This is a genomic window from Micromonospora sp. CA-246542 (assembly GCF_050942905.1).
Lineage (GTDB): Bacteria > Actinomycetota > Actinomycetes > Mycobacteriales > Micromonosporaceae > Micromonospora.
Map to the genome: position 1 here is coordinate 283,989 of NZ_CP192040.1, position 16,313 is coordinate 300,301.

The following is a 16,313-nucleotide window of genomic DNA, read 5'->3' on the forward strand; positions in this document are numbered from 1 at the left end:
CCCATAATTCATCCCATGATTGTAGGTTAGAGGTCATGACCCCGCCAGCCGCCGCCGCTCCGGCCCTGCCCGCACCCGTCCTCGCCGTCGACACCCACCCGACGCGCGAATCCACGGCCCGGCGGACGCACCCGTTGACCGGTGGCGCGCTGGTGCTGGTCGGGATGCTGCTGGTCGCGCTGAACCTGCGCATGGCGGTCACCAGCCTCGGTGCCCTGCTCGACGAGATCCGTGCCGGGTTGGGGCTCTCCGGCGTCATGGCCGGGCTGGTCACCACCCTGCCGACCATCGCGTTCGCCGGCCTCGGCGCGCTCACCCCGTGGTTGGTCCGCCGGGTCGCCCCGGCGCGGGTACTGGTGGTCGCCATGATCGTCCTGGCCGTCGGCCAGGTGCTCCGGGCCGCCACCGACTCGGCCTGGATCTTCGTGCTCACCAGCGCGTTGGCACTGGCCGGCATCGCGGTCGCCAACATCCTGCTGCCCATGCTCGTCAAGCAGCACTTCGGCCACCGGACCGGCCTCGTCACCGGGGCGTACACCATGGCGTTGACCCTGGGCACGACGGTGGCCGCGGCCTCCGCCGTGCCGATCGCGCACGCCTTCGGGTCCTGGCGGGCCGGGCTGGGCGTCTGGGCCGGGCTGGCCGCGGTGGCCGTACTCCCGTGGGTGCCGCTGGCGCTGCGGACCCGCCGGGGCGCGCGGCGCGCGACCCCGACGGCGGCCGTCGCCGCGCGGGTCCGGCCGGCGCGGACGCGGCTGGGTTGGGCCATGGCGATCTACTTCGGGGCGCAGTCGCTCAGCGGGTACGCCATCATGGGTTGGTTGGCCCAACTGTTCCGCGACGCCGGCTACCGGCCCGAGTCGGCCGGGCTGCTGCTCGCCGGGGTGACCGCGCTCGGCGTGCCGATCGCGCTGCTGATGCCCACCCTCGCCGGCCGGCTCGCCACCCTGCGCCCGCTGGTGTTCGGCCTGACCGGCGCGTCGGCGTTGGCCTACCTGGGGCTGGCGTTGGCACCGCACGGCGGCGCGCTGCTCTGGGTGACCCTGCTGGCGCTCGGCCAGGGCGCGTTCCCGCTGATCCTCACGACGATCGGTCTGCGCGCGCGTACCGCCGACGGGACCGTCGCGCTCTCGGCCTTCGCGCAGAGCACCGGGTACGTGATCGCCGCCCTCGGCCCGCTGTCGGTCGGCATCCTCTACGAGATCACCGGCGGCTGGACGGCGCCGATCGGATTCCTGCTGGCCGCGCTCGCCGTGCAGACGGCGGCGGGCATGGCAATCGCCCGTCCCCGCTACGTCGAGGACGAGTAGGTCGAAACAGCGGTCAGGAGGACGCCGGAGTCGGTTCGCCGGCGACGGCCTCGTCCACCGTCGGATAGGTGTGCAGCACCTCGACGAGCCCGCTCACCTCGAGGATGCGCAGCACGCCACGCTGCGGAGCGGCCAACCGCACCACACCGCCGGCCTCGTCACAGCTGTTCTTGGCGCGAACGAACACCGACAGACCGGTCGAGTCGCAGAACGAGACGTCCGCCAGGTCGAACACCAGCCGGTTGCGGCCCTTGTCGAGCAGGTCGGTGATCTGGTCCTGCAACTGCGGTGCGGTTGCCATGTCCAGCTCGCCCGCCACCGACACGACGACCACGTCGCCGCGTTGTTCCGTGTGCACCGTCAGGGACATTCGCCAGACCTCCTGTTATCGGGGGAACGGTATCCCACGACCGGGGTCGTACGCAGAACGGGAGCCGTCATCCGGTGGTCCCCGTCATTCCATTGCTACGGAGCAAGTAGTTGTGCAGGCCCCGGTGATAGAGTCCGGCCGGTCCAGGTCGAGGGGGGTTTTCGCGATGGCGTTGAACGCCGAGGAAAGTGGTCGGCTGGCCGCGCTGCTGGGCGGCCACGCCGAGCAGATCACGCAGCGGTGGACCGACATCGTCGCCGGCTCGCTGCGGGGCCGGCTGAGCCACGCCGAGCTGCGCCGACAGGTCGAGGACCTGCATCAGGCCATCGTCGGCGTCGCCCAGCAGGGCAGCTTCGACCTGTCCGCCGAGAGCACGGGCGAACTACGCGCCACGCTCTCCGAGTTGTCCCGGGGGCGGGCCCGGCAGGGCTTCTCCGCCACCGAGACGACGATCAGCGTATTCGCGCTCAAGGACGTGCTGGCCGAGCTGCTCCAAAATTCCGGCACCGCCGATGCGCTGCACGACTTCGTCGCCTACTCCAAGCTGGTCGACGAGCTGGGCCTGTTCACCTTCGAGAGCTTCGTGCGCACCCGCGAGAGCCTCATCGCCGACCAGGCCGAGCAGTTGCTCGAACTCTCCACCCCGGTGGTGAAGCTGTGGGAGGGCGTGGTCGCCGTCCCGCTGGTCGGCACCCTGGACTCCGCCCGGGCCCAGGTGGTCATGGAGCGGCTGCTGCAGACCCTGGTCGACACCGGCTCCCCGTACGCGATCATCGACATCACCGGCGTCCCCGCCGTGGACACCCAGGTCGCCCAGCACATCCTGAAGACCGTGGTGGCCGCCCGGCTGATGGGCGCCGACTGCATCATCTCCGGCATCCGGCCGCAGATCGCGCAGACCATCGTGGCGCTCGGCATCGAGTTCGGCGACATCGCCACCAAGGCCAGCCTCGCCGACGCGCTGCGCCACGTGCTGCGGCTCACCGGGATCGAGTCCGCCCGTCGCCAGTCCCGCAGGGACGCCTGATGGAACGCGTACCGATCCTCAAGATCGGTGACATCCTGCTGGTCTCCATCCAGCTCGACATGTCCGACCAGACGGCGGTCCAGCTCCAGGACGATCTCGCCGAGCGGATCGTGGCCACCGGCTGCCACGGCGTCATCATCGACATCACCGCGCTGGACATCGTCGACTCGTTCGTCGGCCGGATGCTCTCCACCATCGCGTCGATCTCGAAGGTCCTCGACGCCGAGACGGTGGTGGTCGGCATGCGCCCCGCCGTCGCCATCACACTTGTCGAACTGGGGCTGTCGCTGAACGGCATCCGTACCGCGCTGAACGTCGAGCGCGGCATGGAGCTGATCGCGGCGGCCAACGCCGACGAGCTCGATCACCAGCTCGACGACGATCCGGACGCCGAGACGGCCACGCCGTGACCACGGGCATCGACCTGGGCCACCCGCAGGCGCAGTCGGTCCGCAGCGACGAGGACGTGGTCCGCGTCCGGCAACTGGTCCGGTCGGTGGCGGTCGCCGTCAAGCTGTCGCTTGTCGACCAGACCAAGGTGGTCACGGCGGCGAGCGAGCTGGCCCGCAACACCCTGGTGTACGGCGGCGGCGGTACCGTCGAGGTGGCGACCGTGGACAACGGCCGACGCAAGGGCCTGCGGATCGTCTTCGCCGACTCCGGCCCCGGCATCGCCGACCTCGACCTGGCCCTGACCGACGGGTATACCACCGGCGGCGGCCTCGGCCTCGGCCTCAGCGGGTCCCGCCGGCTGGTCGACGAGTTCGAGATCGAGACATCGGCGGAGACCGGCACCCGGATCACGGTCACCAAGTGGGCCAGGTGAACGGGGACCCGGTCACTGACAGCGGCATCTGGTTCCGGGTGGAGGCGGGCAGTACCGCCAGCGCCGTACGACGCGCCGCGGAACGCCTCGGCGAGCAGATCGAGTTGGGTGCGGCCCGCATCGCGGACCTGGCCATCGTGGCCGCCGAACTGACCAGCAACCTCGTCAAGCACGCCGACAACGGCGTCCTGCTGCTGCGCCCGGTCCGCCGCGCCGGGCAGGCCGGCGTGGAGATGGTCGCCATCGACTCCGGGCCCGGCATGGCCGACCTCACCGTCTCCTCCCGGGACGGGCACTCCACCACCGGCACGCTCGGCATCGGTCTCGGCGCCATCGTCCGGCAGGCGAGCTGGTTCGACGGCTACTCCCTGCCCGGCAAGGGGACCGTCTTCGCCGTCCAGGTCTGGCCGGCCGAACCGGCGACACCGTCCTGGGCCGGTGGTCTCACCCGGCCGATCCCCGGCGAGACGGTCAGCGGTGACGGGTACGCCGTCCGGCTCGTCGACGGCCGGCACCAGGTGCTCGTCAGCGACGGTCTGGGGCACGGCCCGCTGGCCGCCGCCGCCACCGAGGCCGCGCTCGCCGCCTTCCGCAACGCTCCGGCCGGCGCCCCGGCGGCGGTGGTGAGCCACCTGCACCGGAGCATGTCGCACACCCGCGGCGCGGCGCTCGCGGTCGCCGAACTGGCGTCCGGCGTGCTGCACTACGCGGGGCTCGGCAACATCTCCGGCGTGATCGTCGACGATGATGGCCAACGCCGCGGGCTCGTGTCGCTGCCCGGCATCGCCGGGCACCAGCGGCCGACGGTACGCGGCTACGACTACCCGTTCGGGCCGGGTGCCCGACTCGTCATGCACAGCGACGGCGTCGTCGACCGCTGGCGGATGGCCGACTACCCGGGCATCGTCGAACGGTCCCCACTGGTGATGGCGGCCACCCTGCTGCGCGACGCCGGTGTGCGGCGCGACGACGCCTGCGTCCTGGTGGCGAGGTCCTGGGCATGAGCGTCGACCCGACCCTGCCGACCACCACGCCGCTGCTGCAGATGGCGCTCCGCGTCGAACAGGACATCTTCGTCATCCGCCAGCGTGGCCGCGAGGTGGCCGCCGTGGTGGGCCTCGAACACCAGGACCAGGTGCGGATCGCCACTGCCCTCAGCGAGGTCGCCCGGGACCTGCTCCGGATGACCGGCGGCGCGGACGTCACCTTCCACCTCGAGGGGCGGCCCGACGGCCGCTTCCACCTGCGCGCAGACCTGGCACCGGTGGGGCCGCTGCCCGACGGCCGGTACGAGCCGCAGTCCGGCGCGGTGTCCCGCCTGGTCGACACCCTGAGCGTGACGACCGCCGAGGGGGTTACGGTCGTAAGGATGTCCCGCAGAGTCCCGGCGAGCGCGCCGATCCCGACCCCGGAGCGGCTGGCCGAGTTCCATGCCGAACTCGGCCGTACCGCTCCGGGCAGCGCGCTGGATGAGCTGACCGTGCAGAACGGCCAGCTCATCGCGGCGCTCGACGAGGTGCGCAGCCAGCGCGACGAACTGGCCGTGCTCAACGAGGAACTGGCCGAGACCAACCGTGGCGTGGTGGCGCTCTACAACCAGCTCACCGAGGAGCTGGAGGAGACCAACCGGGGGGTCGTCGCCCTCTACGCCGAACTGGACGAGAAGTCGGCCCAACTGCGTGCCGCGAGCGAATCGAAGAGCCGGTTCCTGGCGAACGTGAGCCACGAGCTGCGCGCCCCGGTGACCGCGATCATCGGGCTGGGTCGCCTGCTCGCGGACTCCTCGTCCGACCCTCTCACCAGCGAACAGGTCCGTCAGGTCGGCCTCATCCGCTCGTCGGCGGAGGACCTGCTCGGGCTCGTCAACGAACTGCTGGACCTCGCCAAGGCCGAATCGGGCCGGATCGAGCCGGACTGGGCGGACGTGGACCTGCGACCGGTCTTCGGTCAACTGCGCGGCACCATGCGGGCGCTGGCCACCCGACCCGGGGTGGAGCTGACGGTGGAGGAGCCGACCGTGCCGGCCGTGCTGCGCACCGACGAGGTGCTGCTCGGCCAGGTGCTGCGCAACCTGCTGCACAACGGGCTGAAGTTCACCGAGCGCGGCGAGGTGCGGCTGAGCGTCCGACGCCGCGACGACTGGTGGCGCTTCGAGGTCACCGACACCGGCCCGGGCATCGCCCCCGAGCTGCACGACCGGATCTTCGAGGAGTTCTACCAGGTGCCCGGCGCGACCCGGGTCGGCGGCACCGGCCTCGGCCTGCCGTACGCCCGGCGGCTGGTGACCCTGCTCGGTGGCACGCTGCAGCTGTCCAGCGAGCCCGGCCGGGGCAGCACCTTCACCGTCTCCCTGCCCGCCGGCGGAGCGTGACGGTGGACGCCGGGCCGACGACCGTCCTGGTGGTCGATGACAGCCGTACCAAGCGTTACCTGCTGGTCAGCTGGCTCACCCGGGCCGGGTACACCGTGCTCGAAGCGGAGAACGGCGCCGACGCGCTGGCCCGGGTCGAGACGGACCGGATCGACCTCGTGGTGCTCGACGTCCGGTTGCCCGACCTGAGCGGCTACGAGGTGTGCGAGCGGATCAAGGCGGCCCACCCGGCGATGCCGGTGATCCACGTCTCCGCGCACGCCGTGGACGTGGCCGACCGCGCCCAGGGGCTCACCCGGGGGGCGGACGCGTACCTGGCCGAGCCGATCGAGCCGGAGGAGCTGATCGCCACCTCCCGGGCGGTCCTGCGCTACTACCAGGCCCGGCAGCGTGCCGAACTGCTCGCCGAGCGACTGCTCGGCCTCGCCGACACCACCGTCGCGGTGCACGCCGCGTCGACCTTCGCGCGGCTGCTCGAGGTCGCCGCGGAGGGTGCCGCACAGATCTTCAAGAGCCCCGCCGCGGTGATCGCCGAGACGTTCGACGGTGACTGCATCGCCGGTGTCTGCGCCGGCCCCGGCGCCGAAGCCGCCGTCGTGCCGTGGGTCGTCGACGACACCGGAGTGCCCACCGGTGCCACCGTGCGGGTGGAGCCTCCGGAGAACTGGGAGCTGATCACCTGGCCCGCGGACGACACGGTGACCGTGGCCGCGGCCCGGCTGCGGGAGGACCGCGCGCCGCTCTACGTGGTCGTACCCACCGCCACCCAGACCGCCCGGACGCCGGTGCTCGTGCAGCTCGCCCAGGCCGTCGCGGCGGCCGTCGAGGCCCAGCGCTCCTTCGACGAGGAGCACCGGATCGCCGTCACCCTCCAGCGCAGTCTGCTCCCGCGCAGCCTGCCCACGGTCGCCGGACTGGACTTCGCGGTGCGGTACGAGCCGGCCAGCGCGCAGACCGAGGTGGGCGGCGACTTCTACGAGCTGGTGATGCTCGACGGGCACCTCCTGCTGGCCATCGGGGACGTGGCCGGCCACTCGCTGCACGCGGCCACCGTGATGGCCGAGCTACGGCACGCGGTGCGGGCGTACGCCGTCGAGGGGCACCAACCCGGCGAGATCCTGCACCGGGTCAACGAGCTGATGCGTACCCTGCTGCCGGACGAACTGGCCACGCTCTGCGTCCTGCTGCTGCACCCGCCGAGCGGCCACGTCCGGTTGGCCAGCGCCGGTCATCTGCCGCCGCTGCTGCACCGCGACGGCAAGGTCGAGTTCGTGCAGCACTCGGCGCCCCTGCTCGGCGTCCGCGCGCCCCGACCGGCCGACCTGGAGTTCGTCCTGCCGACCGGTGCCACGCTGGTGTTCTACACCGACGGGCTGATCGAGCGCCGGGACGCCACCATCGACGAGGGGCTGGCCGCGCTGGCCGCGGTGTCGGCCACGGTGGACGAGAACCTGGACGACTTCTGCGCCCGCCTCCTGGTCGAACTCGCCCCCGACAAGATCCAGGACGACGTGGCCGTGGTCGTCCTCCGCCGCCGCTAAACCCCCCACCCCCCACCCCCCACCCCCCAGGGCCCCCCGGGCCCTCCGGCCCCCTCTCTGCTCCGGTGATCAAGAGGTTTGCGTCAAATTTCGCTCTGTCGATGACGCGAACCTCTTGATCACGCGGGTGAAGGGGTGCGGTGGAGGTGGGCGGGGCGGGTGGGGCGGGCGGGGTGGGCGGGGGTGTTGACCCTGGGTATTCGCTGGGTGAATAGTGGGGTGGTGTCTACGCCGCATGTTCTGCTTGGGTTGCTGGCTGGGGGGAGTCGGCACGGGTATGAACTCAAGCGTGCGCATGACCAGCGGCTGCCCCGGGCTCGACCACTGGCCTTCGGGCAGGTCTACGCGACCCTCGGTCGCCTCGAACGGGACGGGCTCGTGGCCACCGCTGGTCAGGACCGCGCCTCCGGGCCGGACCGCACGGCGTACGCGCTGACCGACGAGGGGCGCTCCACCCTGGATCGTTGGCTGTCCACCGTGGAGTCACCGATGCCGTACGTGGCCAGCACGCTCTTCGCCAAGGTCGTCGTGGCGCTGCTGGTCGCCGACGTCGACCGGGCACGGTCGTACCTGGTCGCCCAGCGCGCCGCGCACACCGCGCGGCTGCGGGAGCTGACGGCGGTCAAGACCGACCCGGCCGCCACCCTCAACGACGTGGTCGCGGCCGACTTCGCGATCGCCCATCTCGACGCCGACCTGCGCTGGCTGCACGCCACGCTGGGCCGGGTCGCCGACTGGCACCGGGAGGTGCACGCGTGACGCAACTCCAGGCTCGCGGCGTGGTTCGGGCGTACGGCCCGACGCCCGCCCTGCGCGGTGTGACGCTCGACGTGGCCGAGGGCGAGATCGTCGCGGTCACCGGGCCGAGTGGCTGCGGCAAGTCGACCCTGCTGCACTGCCTGGCCGGGATCCTCCGGCCCGACGCGGGCGACGTCACCTGGCGCGGCCACCGGATCGACACCTGGTCGGAGGCCGCCCGGTCCCGGCTACGGCGTACCGAGTTCGGGGTGCTGTTCCAGTTCGGGCAGTTGGTGGCCGAGCTGACGGCGGCCGAGAACGTGGCGCTGCCCCTGCTCCTCGCCGGCACGGGGCGGCGAGAGGCGCGGACGGCCGCCCTCACCTGGCTGGACCGGTTCGGGGTGGTCGACCTGGCCGACCTGCGTCCCGGCGAGATGTCCGGCGGTCAGCAGCAGCGGTGTGCGACGGCGCGCGCTCTGGTCACCGAGCCGCGGGTGCTCTTCGCCGACGAGCCGACCGGCGCGCTCGACACGCTCACCGGCGAGCAGGTGCTCACCCAACTGGTCCGGCTCGCCCGTGAGCAACGCACCTCCGTCGTGCTGGTCACCCACGAGCCGCGGATCGCCGCGTACGCCGATCGGGAGATCGTGCTGCGCGACGGCCTGGTGGACCACACCGGCCTGGGGCTGGACGTGCCGTTGGCGGGCGGCGCACGGTGAGGCCGGCGACGCTGGTACGGCTCGCGCTGGCCGGCAACCGCACCGACACGGCACGCGTCGTGCTGACCGCGCTCAGTGCCCTGCTGGCGACGCTGGCCGGACTGGCGGCGCTCACCGTGCTCGCGATTCAGAAACCGGCCGGCGACGCCTGGGCGCAGTCCGAGCAGTACCGCAACGCGCTGCTGCGTGAGCCGGGACTGCGCGGCGGGACCGCGTTCGCGCTGGTGATGCTGGCCGTCCCGGTGCTGGCACTTGCCGGTCAGTGCGCCCGGCTCGGCGCGCCGGCCCGGGACCGGCGACTCGCCGCGCTCCGGTTGGCCGGCGCGACCCCCGGTCAGGTCACCCGACTGGCGGTGCTGGAGACCGGCCTGGCCAGCCTCCTCGGTACCCTCGCCGGGCTGGGCGTCTACCTGCTCGGCCGCGAGCTGCTGCACCGGCCCGACGACCAGGGCCGGCTGGCGCTGCCCACCGACGTGCTGCCGTCGACCGGCGCGCTGGTCGCGGTGGTGCTGGGACTGCCGGTGGTCGCGGCACTGTCCACCGCCCTGATGCTGCGTACGGTCACGACCACCCCGCTGGGCGTCAGTCGCAAAGCCGCCCGCGAGCGGGGTCCACGTCCGTGGGCCGGGCTGCTGATCGGCCTCGGTCTGGCCTGCTTCGCGGCCACGCGCCCGATGCTCCAGTGGGTTGACGGCAACGAGGTGGTGCGGGGCTGGCTGGTGCCGCTGCTTTTCCTGGCGGGCGGGCTCGCCGCGATGATCGGGGTGGTCCTCGGCGTCGGCTGGATCTCGTACACCTGCGGACGTCTGCTGCGCCGACATGCCCGCGGCGCGGCGGCGCTGCTCGCGGCGGGCCGGCTGATGGCCGACCCGTGGGCGGGCAGTCGGACCTTCGCGGCCTTGCTGGCCGCCATGATCTTCGGTGCCGGGGCGGCGGCCCAGCGCGCCTATTTCGTCGCGCAGGACGCGCTGGAACGGGAGCAGAACCGCCTCGCCGGGGTGGACGACGGCGGTGCCAACCCGTTCTACCTGTCGACCATGGACCTGGTCGACGCCGCGGTGGCCGTCGCGGTGGTGATCGCGGCGGGCGGTCTGATCGTCGCGCTGGTCGAGGGAATCGTGGCCCGTCGACGCGCGTACGCGGCGCTGGTCGCCACCGGCGTGCCCCGCGCGACGCTCAGCGGATCGGTGGCCTGGCAGGCGCTCACCCCCGCGGTGCCGGCGATTCTGCTGGCGCTCACCGTCGGAGCGTTGCTCGGCAGAGGGCTCTTCCCCAGCATCACCACGAGCGCGTCGTCGACGACGGTGTGCGATGCCACGGCGGCGCTCTGCGACGACCCGGCCACCCGCGACCAGTACACCCACCTCGTGCAGACCGCTGCGCAGGAGCGGACTGTCGCCGTACCGCTGGAGCACCTGGCCTGGCTCGGCGCCGGCGCCCTGGCGGCGGTGCTGGTGACGGTCGGTGTCGGCCTGCTCTTCCTGCGGGTGAGCACGGCGGTGGAGGAGTTGCGGACGGCCTGAGCGATGTAACGCCGTCGCCTGCGGTGCCGCTGTCCGCATCGGGAGCCCGGCCATCGGGTTCCCGGTGACGGGCCGGACGGTCCGTGACGCGGGTGACGGTGGGAGTTACGCCAGATGCACAACCAACCCGGGTCCGCCCCGCCGGTGTTCGTCGACGGGACCGGCCGCCGCCGTCGGCTGACCGTCGTCGCCGGTACCGCGATGGGCCTCGGCCTGCTCACCAGCCTTGGGCTGATCGCGGCGGGGCTCTTCATGGACACGTCCGTGCCGCTGCCGGGCTGGTCCGACGACGGCCGGGTGCCCCGGCCGGTGGAGGCTGGCGTGGACGGGGTCGACCAGCCACGGGCGTCCATCGGTCCGGCCGCGCCCTCGGAAGTGACCCGTACGTCGCCGCCGGTCCCCGGCCCCACGGCGACCGTCGGCGCGCGACGGTCCTCGCCGCCCTCCGCCGTCACCGTGACACCGTCCGCCAGCGCCCAGCCGGGCCGGGGCGACGAGCATCGCAACACCGTGAAGCCGAGCCGGCCGCCGGGTAAGCCGCAGTGACGAGGGCGCGACACGTGGCCCGGCGCGACCCTCGGGCCCACTGGCTGCTGCTCCTGCTCGGGCTGCTCCTGCTGCTCGCGGCGCTCACCGTGAACGGCCTGGTGACCGGAATCGCCGGTGGATCCGGCGTGGCGTCCGCCGAGGGCTCCGGCGCGGGCGTGCCTCCCGGGGTCAGCACGGGTGGGCCGGTGCTGCGGCTGGACGGGGACGAGCCGGTCAGCCGTGCCCTGCCGGATCGGACCATCGCGCTGACGTTCGACGACGGGCCGGACCCGCGCTGGACCCCGCAGGTGCTCGACCTGCTGCGCCGCCACGGCGCGCACGCCACGTTCTTCGTGGTCGGGGCCCGGGTCAACGAACATCCGGAGTTGGTCCGGCGGATACTCGCCGAGGGCCACGAGATCGGGTCGCACACCTTCACCCACGCGGACCTCGCCGCGGTCCCACCGTGGCGTCGTGACCTCGAACTCTCGCTGACCCGCAAGGCGATCGCCGGCGCCACCGGTCGGGAGGTCACCCTCCTGCGTCCGCCGTTCTCGTCGCTGCCGACGGCGCTGACCGGGCCGGAGTACGACGCGTTGCGCGCCGCCGCCGGTGTCGGACACGTCGCGGTCCTCGCCGACCAGGACACCAGGGACTGGCAGCGCCCCGGCGTCGACCAGATCGCGCGGGCCGCCACCCCGAAACGGGGGCGGGGCGCGGTGGTGCTGATGCACGACGGCGGCGGGGACCGGGCGCAGACGGTGGCCGCGCTGGACGGACTGCTACCGGCGCTGACGGATCAGGGCTACCGGTTCACCACCGTCTCGGCCGGCATCGACGCCGCGCCGTCGATGGTCGCGGCCCCCGCCGGTAGCCGCCTCAGCGGTACGGCGCTGCGGTGGACCCAGCGCGCCGCACACTGGTCAGCGCAGGTGATGAACCTGCTGCTGGCCGTCGCCCTGGTGCTCGGCGTGGCCCGCCTGGTGGTGCAGGTGGTCTGCGCGCGGCGGCACGTGCGCCGGGTACGCCGCCAGCGGCACACCCGCCCCGAGGTTCGCGCCCCGGTGTCGGTGATCGTGCCGGCGTACAACGAGGCCGCGAACATCGCCGCCACGGTCCGCTCGCTGATGGCCAGCGCGTACCCGGCGCTGGAGGTGATCGTGGTCGACGACGGGTCGGACGACGGCACCGCCGAGATCGTCGAGCGGATGCGGCTCCGCGGGGTACGCGTGATCCGGCAGGCCAACGCCGGCAAGCCGGCGGCGCTGAACACCGGCATCCGGGCCGCGCGGGCGAACCTGCTGGTGCTGGTGGACGGGGACACCGTCTTCCAGCCGGACACCGTGTACCGGTTGGTGCAGGGGTTCGCCGATCCGTCGGTCGGCGCGATCAGCGGCAACACGAAGGTCGCCAACCGCCGTCGCCTGCTCGGTCGCTGGCAACACCTGGAGTACGTCATCGGCTTCAACCTCGACCGGCGGATGTACGACGTCCTGGAGTGCATGCCGACCATCCCCGGCGCGATCGGCGCTTTCCGGCGTGAGGTGCTGCTGCGGGTGGGCGGCGTGCCGTCGGACACCCTGGCCGAGGACACCGACCTGACGATGAAGGTCCTCCGGGCCGGCTGGCGTGTGGTGTACGAGGAGTCCGCGATCGCCTGGACCGAGGCGCCCTCGTCGCTACGCCAGCTCTGGCGGCAGCGCTACCGCTGGTGCTACGGCACCATGCAGGCGATGTGGAAGCACCGGCATGCCCTGCGCGAGTCGGGCGGCGGCGGCAAGCTCGGCCGACGCGGCCTGCCGTACCTCACGGTCTTCCAGGTCGTGTTGCCGCTGACCGCGCCGGCCGTCGACGTGTTCGCCGTGTACGGCCTGCTCTTCCTGCCGTGGTCGACCCTGGCTCTGGCCTGGGCCGGTCTGCTCGTGCTCCAGGCGGCCACCGCCGGGTACGCGCTGCGCCTGGACCGGGAGCGGTACGGACCACTGTGGGCGCTGCCGTTCCAGCAGGTGATCTATCGACAGCTGATGTATCTGGTGGTGGTGCAGTCGGTGGTGACGGCGCTGATCGGCAATCGGCTGCGCTGGCAGCGCATGGTGCGTACCGGTGAGGTCGCCGCGCTGGTCGGCGCCGGCCAGCGGTAGGCCGCTGCTCCCCGGATGTGGTGGCGCGTCGGGCCACCACATCCGGGATCGAGCGTCAGGCGCGGCCCAGGAGGTCCAGGATCCAGGCGTTGATGAACGCCTCCTCGCGCCAGGCGTCGTAACGACCGCTCGGGCCGCCGTGCCCGGCGCCCATCTCGGTCTTGAGCAGGTAGTCGCCCTGCGGTGCGGTCGCCCGCAGCCGCGCGATCCACTTCGCCGGCTCGGAGTAGAGCACCCGGGTGTCGTTGAGGCTGGTCACCGCGAGGATCGCCGGGTAGTCCACCGCCGTGACGTTCTCGTACGGCGTGTACGACTTCATGTACGCGTACACCTCGGGGTCTTCGAGGGGGTTGCCCCACTCCTCCCACTCCGTGACCGTCAGCGGCAGCGACGGGTCGAGGATCGAGGTGAGCGCGTCCACGAACGGCACCTGCGCCACGATCCCCGTGAAGGCGTCCGGAGCGAGGTTGGCGACCGCGCCCATCAGCAGGCCGCCGGCCGACGCGCCCCGGGCCACCAGCCGGTCGCTGGCCGTCCAACCGGCCTTGACCAGGTGCCGGGCGCAGGCCACGAAGTCGGTGAAGGTGTTCTTCTTGGCCAGCATCTTGCCCTGGTCGTACCAGCGTCGGCCCAGCTCGCCGCCGCCCCGGGTGTGCGCCACGGCGAAGACCACGCCCCGGTCCAGCAGGGACAGTCGGGCCACCGAGAACCACGGGTCCATGCTGGCCTCGTACGAGCCGTAGCCGTACAGCTCGCAGGGCGCCGAGCCGTCCCGGGGCGTGCCGACCCGGCAGACCAGCGAGATCGGTACCCGGGTGCCGTCGTCGGCGAGCGCCCAGTCGCGGTGCTGCTCGTACTCGGCCGGGTCGTACGGTCGGCCGTCCGGCCCGGGCAGCACCGGCTTCTGCTTGCGCAGCACCATCTGCCGGGTGACCAGGTCGTAGTCGTACACCGAGTCGGGTGTGACGAGCGAGGAGTAGCGCAGGCGGACCTGCCCGGTGCGGTACTCCGGGTTGGCGTCCAGACCCACGCTGTAGAGCGGCTCGGGGAAGTCGATGTCGTACGAGTCGTCGCTGCCGATCGGCAGCACCCGCAGGCCGGTGAGGCCGTCGGTGCGCAGCGACACCACCAGGTGGTTCGCGAACGCGTCGACCGCCTCCAGGCGGGTGCCCGGGGTGTGCTCGATCAGCGGCACCCAGTCGCCCGGGGTGTCCGCCGAGGTGAACGCCAGCGCGAAGTCCTCCGCGCCGTCGTTGTGCAGGATCAGGAAGCGGTGGCCGTGGTGCTCCACCGCGTACTCGACGCCCTGCCGGCGTGGCGCGATCACGGCCGGCGCACCGGTGGGGTTGCCGGCCGGGATCACCAGCACCTCGCTGGTGATCTTGCTGTGGATGTCGATGAGGATGAACTTCTCCGAGCGGGTCAGCTCGACGCCCACCCAGAACCGCTCGTCGTCCTCCTGGTGCACCACCACGTCGTCGGACGCGGCGGAGCCGATGGAGTGCCGCCAGACCCGGTTCGGCCGCCAGGCGTCGTCGACCGTCACGTAGAACAGCGCCGACGCGTCGGCCGACCAGGCGGTGCCGTAGAACGTGTCGGGCACCTCGTCGGGCAGCAGCTCGCCGGTGTCCAGGTCCTTCACGCGCAGGGTGAAGCGCTCGTCGCCGGAGAAGTCCGTCGAGTACGCCAGCCAGCGCCCGTCCGGGCTGACGTCGAACGCGCCCAGCGAGAAAAAGTCGTGCCCCTCGGCCAGCAGGTTGCCGTCGAGCAGCACCTCCTCGCCGTCGAGCGGGGCGCCGTCCGCGCTGACCGGCGGCTCGGACTCGCCGTCGCGGACCGCGCGGCGGCAGTGCACCCCGTACTGCTGGCCCTCGATCGTGCGGGTGTAGTACCAGTACCCGCCCTTGCGGGTGGGCACCGACAGGTCCGTCTCGCGGGTGCGCTGGCGGGTCTCCTCGAACAGCTCCGCGCGCAGGGCGGCCAGGTGCGCGGTGCGCTCCTCGGTGTACGCGTTCTCGGCGGTCAGGTAGGCGATCGTCTCCGGGTCGTCCTTGGCGGCGAGCCAGGCGTACTCGTCGACGACGGTGTCGCCGTGGTGGGTGCGCTCGGTGGGCACCCGCTTCGCCGCGGGCGGGGCAGTCTCGGTGGTCACGGCGGCCACGTTACCGGCCGACTCACCCTCCGTGCCGGACCGGCGGCATCCCGAACATCCCCACCCGGTCTTTCGAACACATGTACGATGGCCGGCATGGCGGCAGCAGCGAGTTCCCTCGGCCGGTCCGGAGCCCTCGAGATCACCCGGCGATTGACCGCGATCTGCGGTCCCCCGTTCGCCCGACTCGCCGGCCCGGCCGACGAGGTGGCCGGGCGGCCCGCCCGCTGGGTGGCGGTGCCCGGCGGTCCGCACGCCGCGGCCGAGGTGCTGCGGCTGGCCGCCGCCCACGATCTCGCGGTGGTTCCCCGGGGCGCCGGCACGAAGATCGACTGGGGTGCCACCCCGACGCAGGTCGACATCCTGCTCGACACGGGTCGGCTGGCCGGCATCGGCCACGAGCCGGTCGGCGCGTCGGTGGTCGAGGTGGGCGCGGGCACTCCGGTGCGGGCGGTACAGGCCACTCTGGAACGCACCGGGCAGCGGCTCGCGATGGACACCCCCTCGCCCGGCGCGACCCTCGGCGGGGTGCTCGCCGCCGGGGAGGCCGGTCCACTGCGGCACCGCCACGGCAGTCCGTGCGACCAGCTCGTCGGCGTCCGCTATCTGGCCGCCGACGGTGAGCTGGTCAGCGCCGGCGGCGGCGCGCCGGGGCTCGACCTGGCCCGCCTGCTGTGTGGTTCGCAGGGCGCGCTCGGCGTGCTGGTCTCGGCGAGCCTGCGGGTGCAGTCGGTGCCCGCCAGCCGGCTGTGGGTCTCCCGGCCGGTGTGGACCCCGCTGGAGGTCCACGAGCTGATCCGGTCGATCCTCGCCGCCCGCCTCGACCCGGCGGCCATCGAGCTGGACCTGCCCGGTGGCCTGCCCCGGCCACGCAGCGTGTACCCGCCGGGCCATCCGTCCGCCACCGCCCGCGAGCGCCACCCGTCGATGTCCGGCCGGTCCGGGGCACCGTCCCGGGCGGGCAGCCTCGTCGTGCTGCTCGAAGGCGGCCCGGCCGAGGTGAACGAACGCGCCGAACGCCTGGTCGGCCTGCTGCACGGCGAGGCGACCGTGACCCACTCGGCACC

General features: G+C 72.8%; 14 protein-coding genes and 1 pseudogene. 13 read left to right on the top strand and 2 right to left on the bottom strand.

What is annotated here, in order from left to right:
• Positions 1 to 35: 35 nt before the first annotated feature.
• Positions 36 to 1,310, top strand: a complete 1,275-nt coding sequence (locus ACQP0N_RS01415; protein WP_433116915.1) for an MFS transporter — start codon at positions 36 to 38, stop codon at positions 1,308 to 1,310.
• Positions 1,311 to 1,323: 13 nt separating this feature from the next.
• Here ACQP0N_RS01415 and ACQP0N_RS01420 read toward each other — a convergent pair whose 3' ends face one another.
• Positions 1,324 to 1,680 carry an STAS domain-containing protein gene (locus ACQP0N_RS01420; RefSeq protein ID WP_007454464.1) on the bottom strand — a complete coding sequence of 119 codons (357 nt, stop codon included), beginning with the start codon at positions 1,678 to 1,680 and terminating at the stop codon, positions 1,324 to 1,326.
• 166 nt (positions 1,681 to 1,846) lie between these two features.
• Between ACQP0N_RS01420 and ACQP0N_RS01425 the strand changes: the two genes are divergently transcribed.
• The 11 genes from ACQP0N_RS01425 to ACQP0N_RS01475 all read left to right on the top strand — a co-directional run bounded on the left by ACQP0N_RS01425 (position 1,847) and on the right by ACQP0N_RS01475 (position 13,094).
• The gene (locus tag ACQP0N_RS01425) at positions 1,847 to 2,707 is read left to right on the top strand and encodes an STAS domain-containing protein (RefSeq protein ID WP_433116917.1); all 861 of its coding nucleotides are present in this window, start codon (positions 1,847 to 1,849) and stop codon (positions 2,705 to 2,707) included.
• Positions 2,707 to 3,117 carry an STAS domain-containing protein gene (locus ACQP0N_RS01430; protein WP_355048333.1) on the top strand — a complete coding sequence of 137 codons (411 nt, stop codon included), beginning with the start codon at positions 2,707 to 2,709 and terminating at the stop codon, positions 3,115 to 3,117. Before ACQP0N_RS01425 ends, ACQP0N_RS01430 begins: the two co-directional genes overlap by 1 nt.
• Complete coding sequence (locus tag ACQP0N_RS01435; RefSeq protein WP_425729187.1) at positions 3,114 to 3,533, top strand: anti-sigma regulatory factor; 420 nt, start codon at positions 3,114 to 3,116, stop codon at positions 3,531 to 3,533. The genes ACQP0N_RS01430 and ACQP0N_RS01435 overlap by 4 nt, the downstream gene beginning before the upstream one ends.
• Positions 3,530 to 4,537 (top strand): SpoIIE family protein phosphatase, encoded by a 1,008-nt coding sequence (locus ACQP0N_RS01440; protein WP_433121356.1) that lies wholly within the window; start codon positions 3,530 to 3,532, stop codon positions 4,535 to 4,537. Before ACQP0N_RS01435 ends, ACQP0N_RS01440 begins: the two co-directional genes overlap by 4 nt.
• Complete coding sequence (locus tag ACQP0N_RS01445; protein WP_433116920.1) at positions 4,534 to 5,904, top strand: sensor histidine kinase; 1,371 nt, start codon at positions 4,534 to 4,536, stop codon at positions 5,902 to 5,904. Before ACQP0N_RS01440 ends, ACQP0N_RS01445 begins: the two co-directional genes overlap by 4 nt.
• A gap of 2 nt (positions 5,905 to 5,906) precedes the next feature.
• Positions 5,907 to 7,445: a SpoIIE family protein phosphatase gene (locus ACQP0N_RS01450; protein ID WP_433116922.1), complete on the top strand. Its 1,539-nt coding sequence runs from the start codon at positions 5,907 to 5,909 to the stop codon at positions 7,443 to 7,445.
• Positions 7,446 to 7,667: 222 nt separating this feature from the next.
• Positions 7,668 to 8,204: a PadR family transcriptional regulator gene (locus ACQP0N_RS01455; protein WP_433116924.1), complete on the top strand. Its 537-nt coding sequence runs from the start codon at positions 7,668 to 7,670 to the stop codon at positions 8,202 to 8,204.
• The gene (locus ACQP0N_RS01460; protein ID WP_433116926.1) at positions 8,201 to 8,902 is read left to right on the top strand and encodes an ABC transporter ATP-binding protein; all 702 of its coding nucleotides are present in this window, start codon (positions 8,201 to 8,203) and stop codon (positions 8,900 to 8,902) included. The genes ACQP0N_RS01455 and ACQP0N_RS01460 overlap by 4 nt, the downstream gene beginning before the upstream one ends.
• Positions 8,899 to 10,425 (top strand): FtsX-like permease family protein, encoded by a 1,527-nt coding sequence (locus ACQP0N_RS01465; protein ID WP_433116928.1) that lies wholly within the window; start codon positions 8,899 to 8,901, stop codon positions 10,423 to 10,425. The genes ACQP0N_RS01460 and ACQP0N_RS01465 overlap by 4 nt, the downstream gene beginning before the upstream one ends.
• A 114-nt stretch (positions 10,426 to 10,539) precedes the next feature.
• Entirely contained in the window at positions 10,540 to 10,971 is a 432-nt protein-coding gene (locus tag ACQP0N_RS01470) for a hypothetical protein (RefSeq protein WP_433116930.1), read from the top strand.
• 14 nt (positions 10,972 to 10,985) lie between these two features.
• The gene (locus ACQP0N_RS01475; protein ID WP_433116932.1) at positions 10,986 to 13,094 is read left to right on the top strand and encodes a bifunctional polysaccharide deacetylase/glycosyltransferase family 2 protein; all 2,109 of its coding nucleotides are present in this window, start codon (positions 10,986 to 10,988) and stop codon (positions 13,092 to 13,094) included.
• Positions 13,095 to 13,149: 55 nt separating this feature from the next.
• Here the strand turns inward: ACQP0N_RS01475 and ACQP0N_RS01480 are convergent, their stop codons facing one another.
• Entirely contained in the window at positions 13,150 to 15,246 is a 2,097-nt protein-coding gene (locus ACQP0N_RS01480) for a S9 family peptidase (protein ID WP_433116934.1), read from the bottom strand.
• A gap of 96 nt (positions 15,247 to 15,342) precedes the next feature.
• Between ACQP0N_RS01480 and ACQP0N_RS01485 the strand changes: the two are divergent.
• A pseudogene (locus ACQP0N_RS01485) lies at positions 15,343 to 15,822 on the top strand (FAD-binding oxidoreductase); the annotation flags it as partial.
• Positions 15,823 to 16,313: the final 491 nt, after the last annotated feature.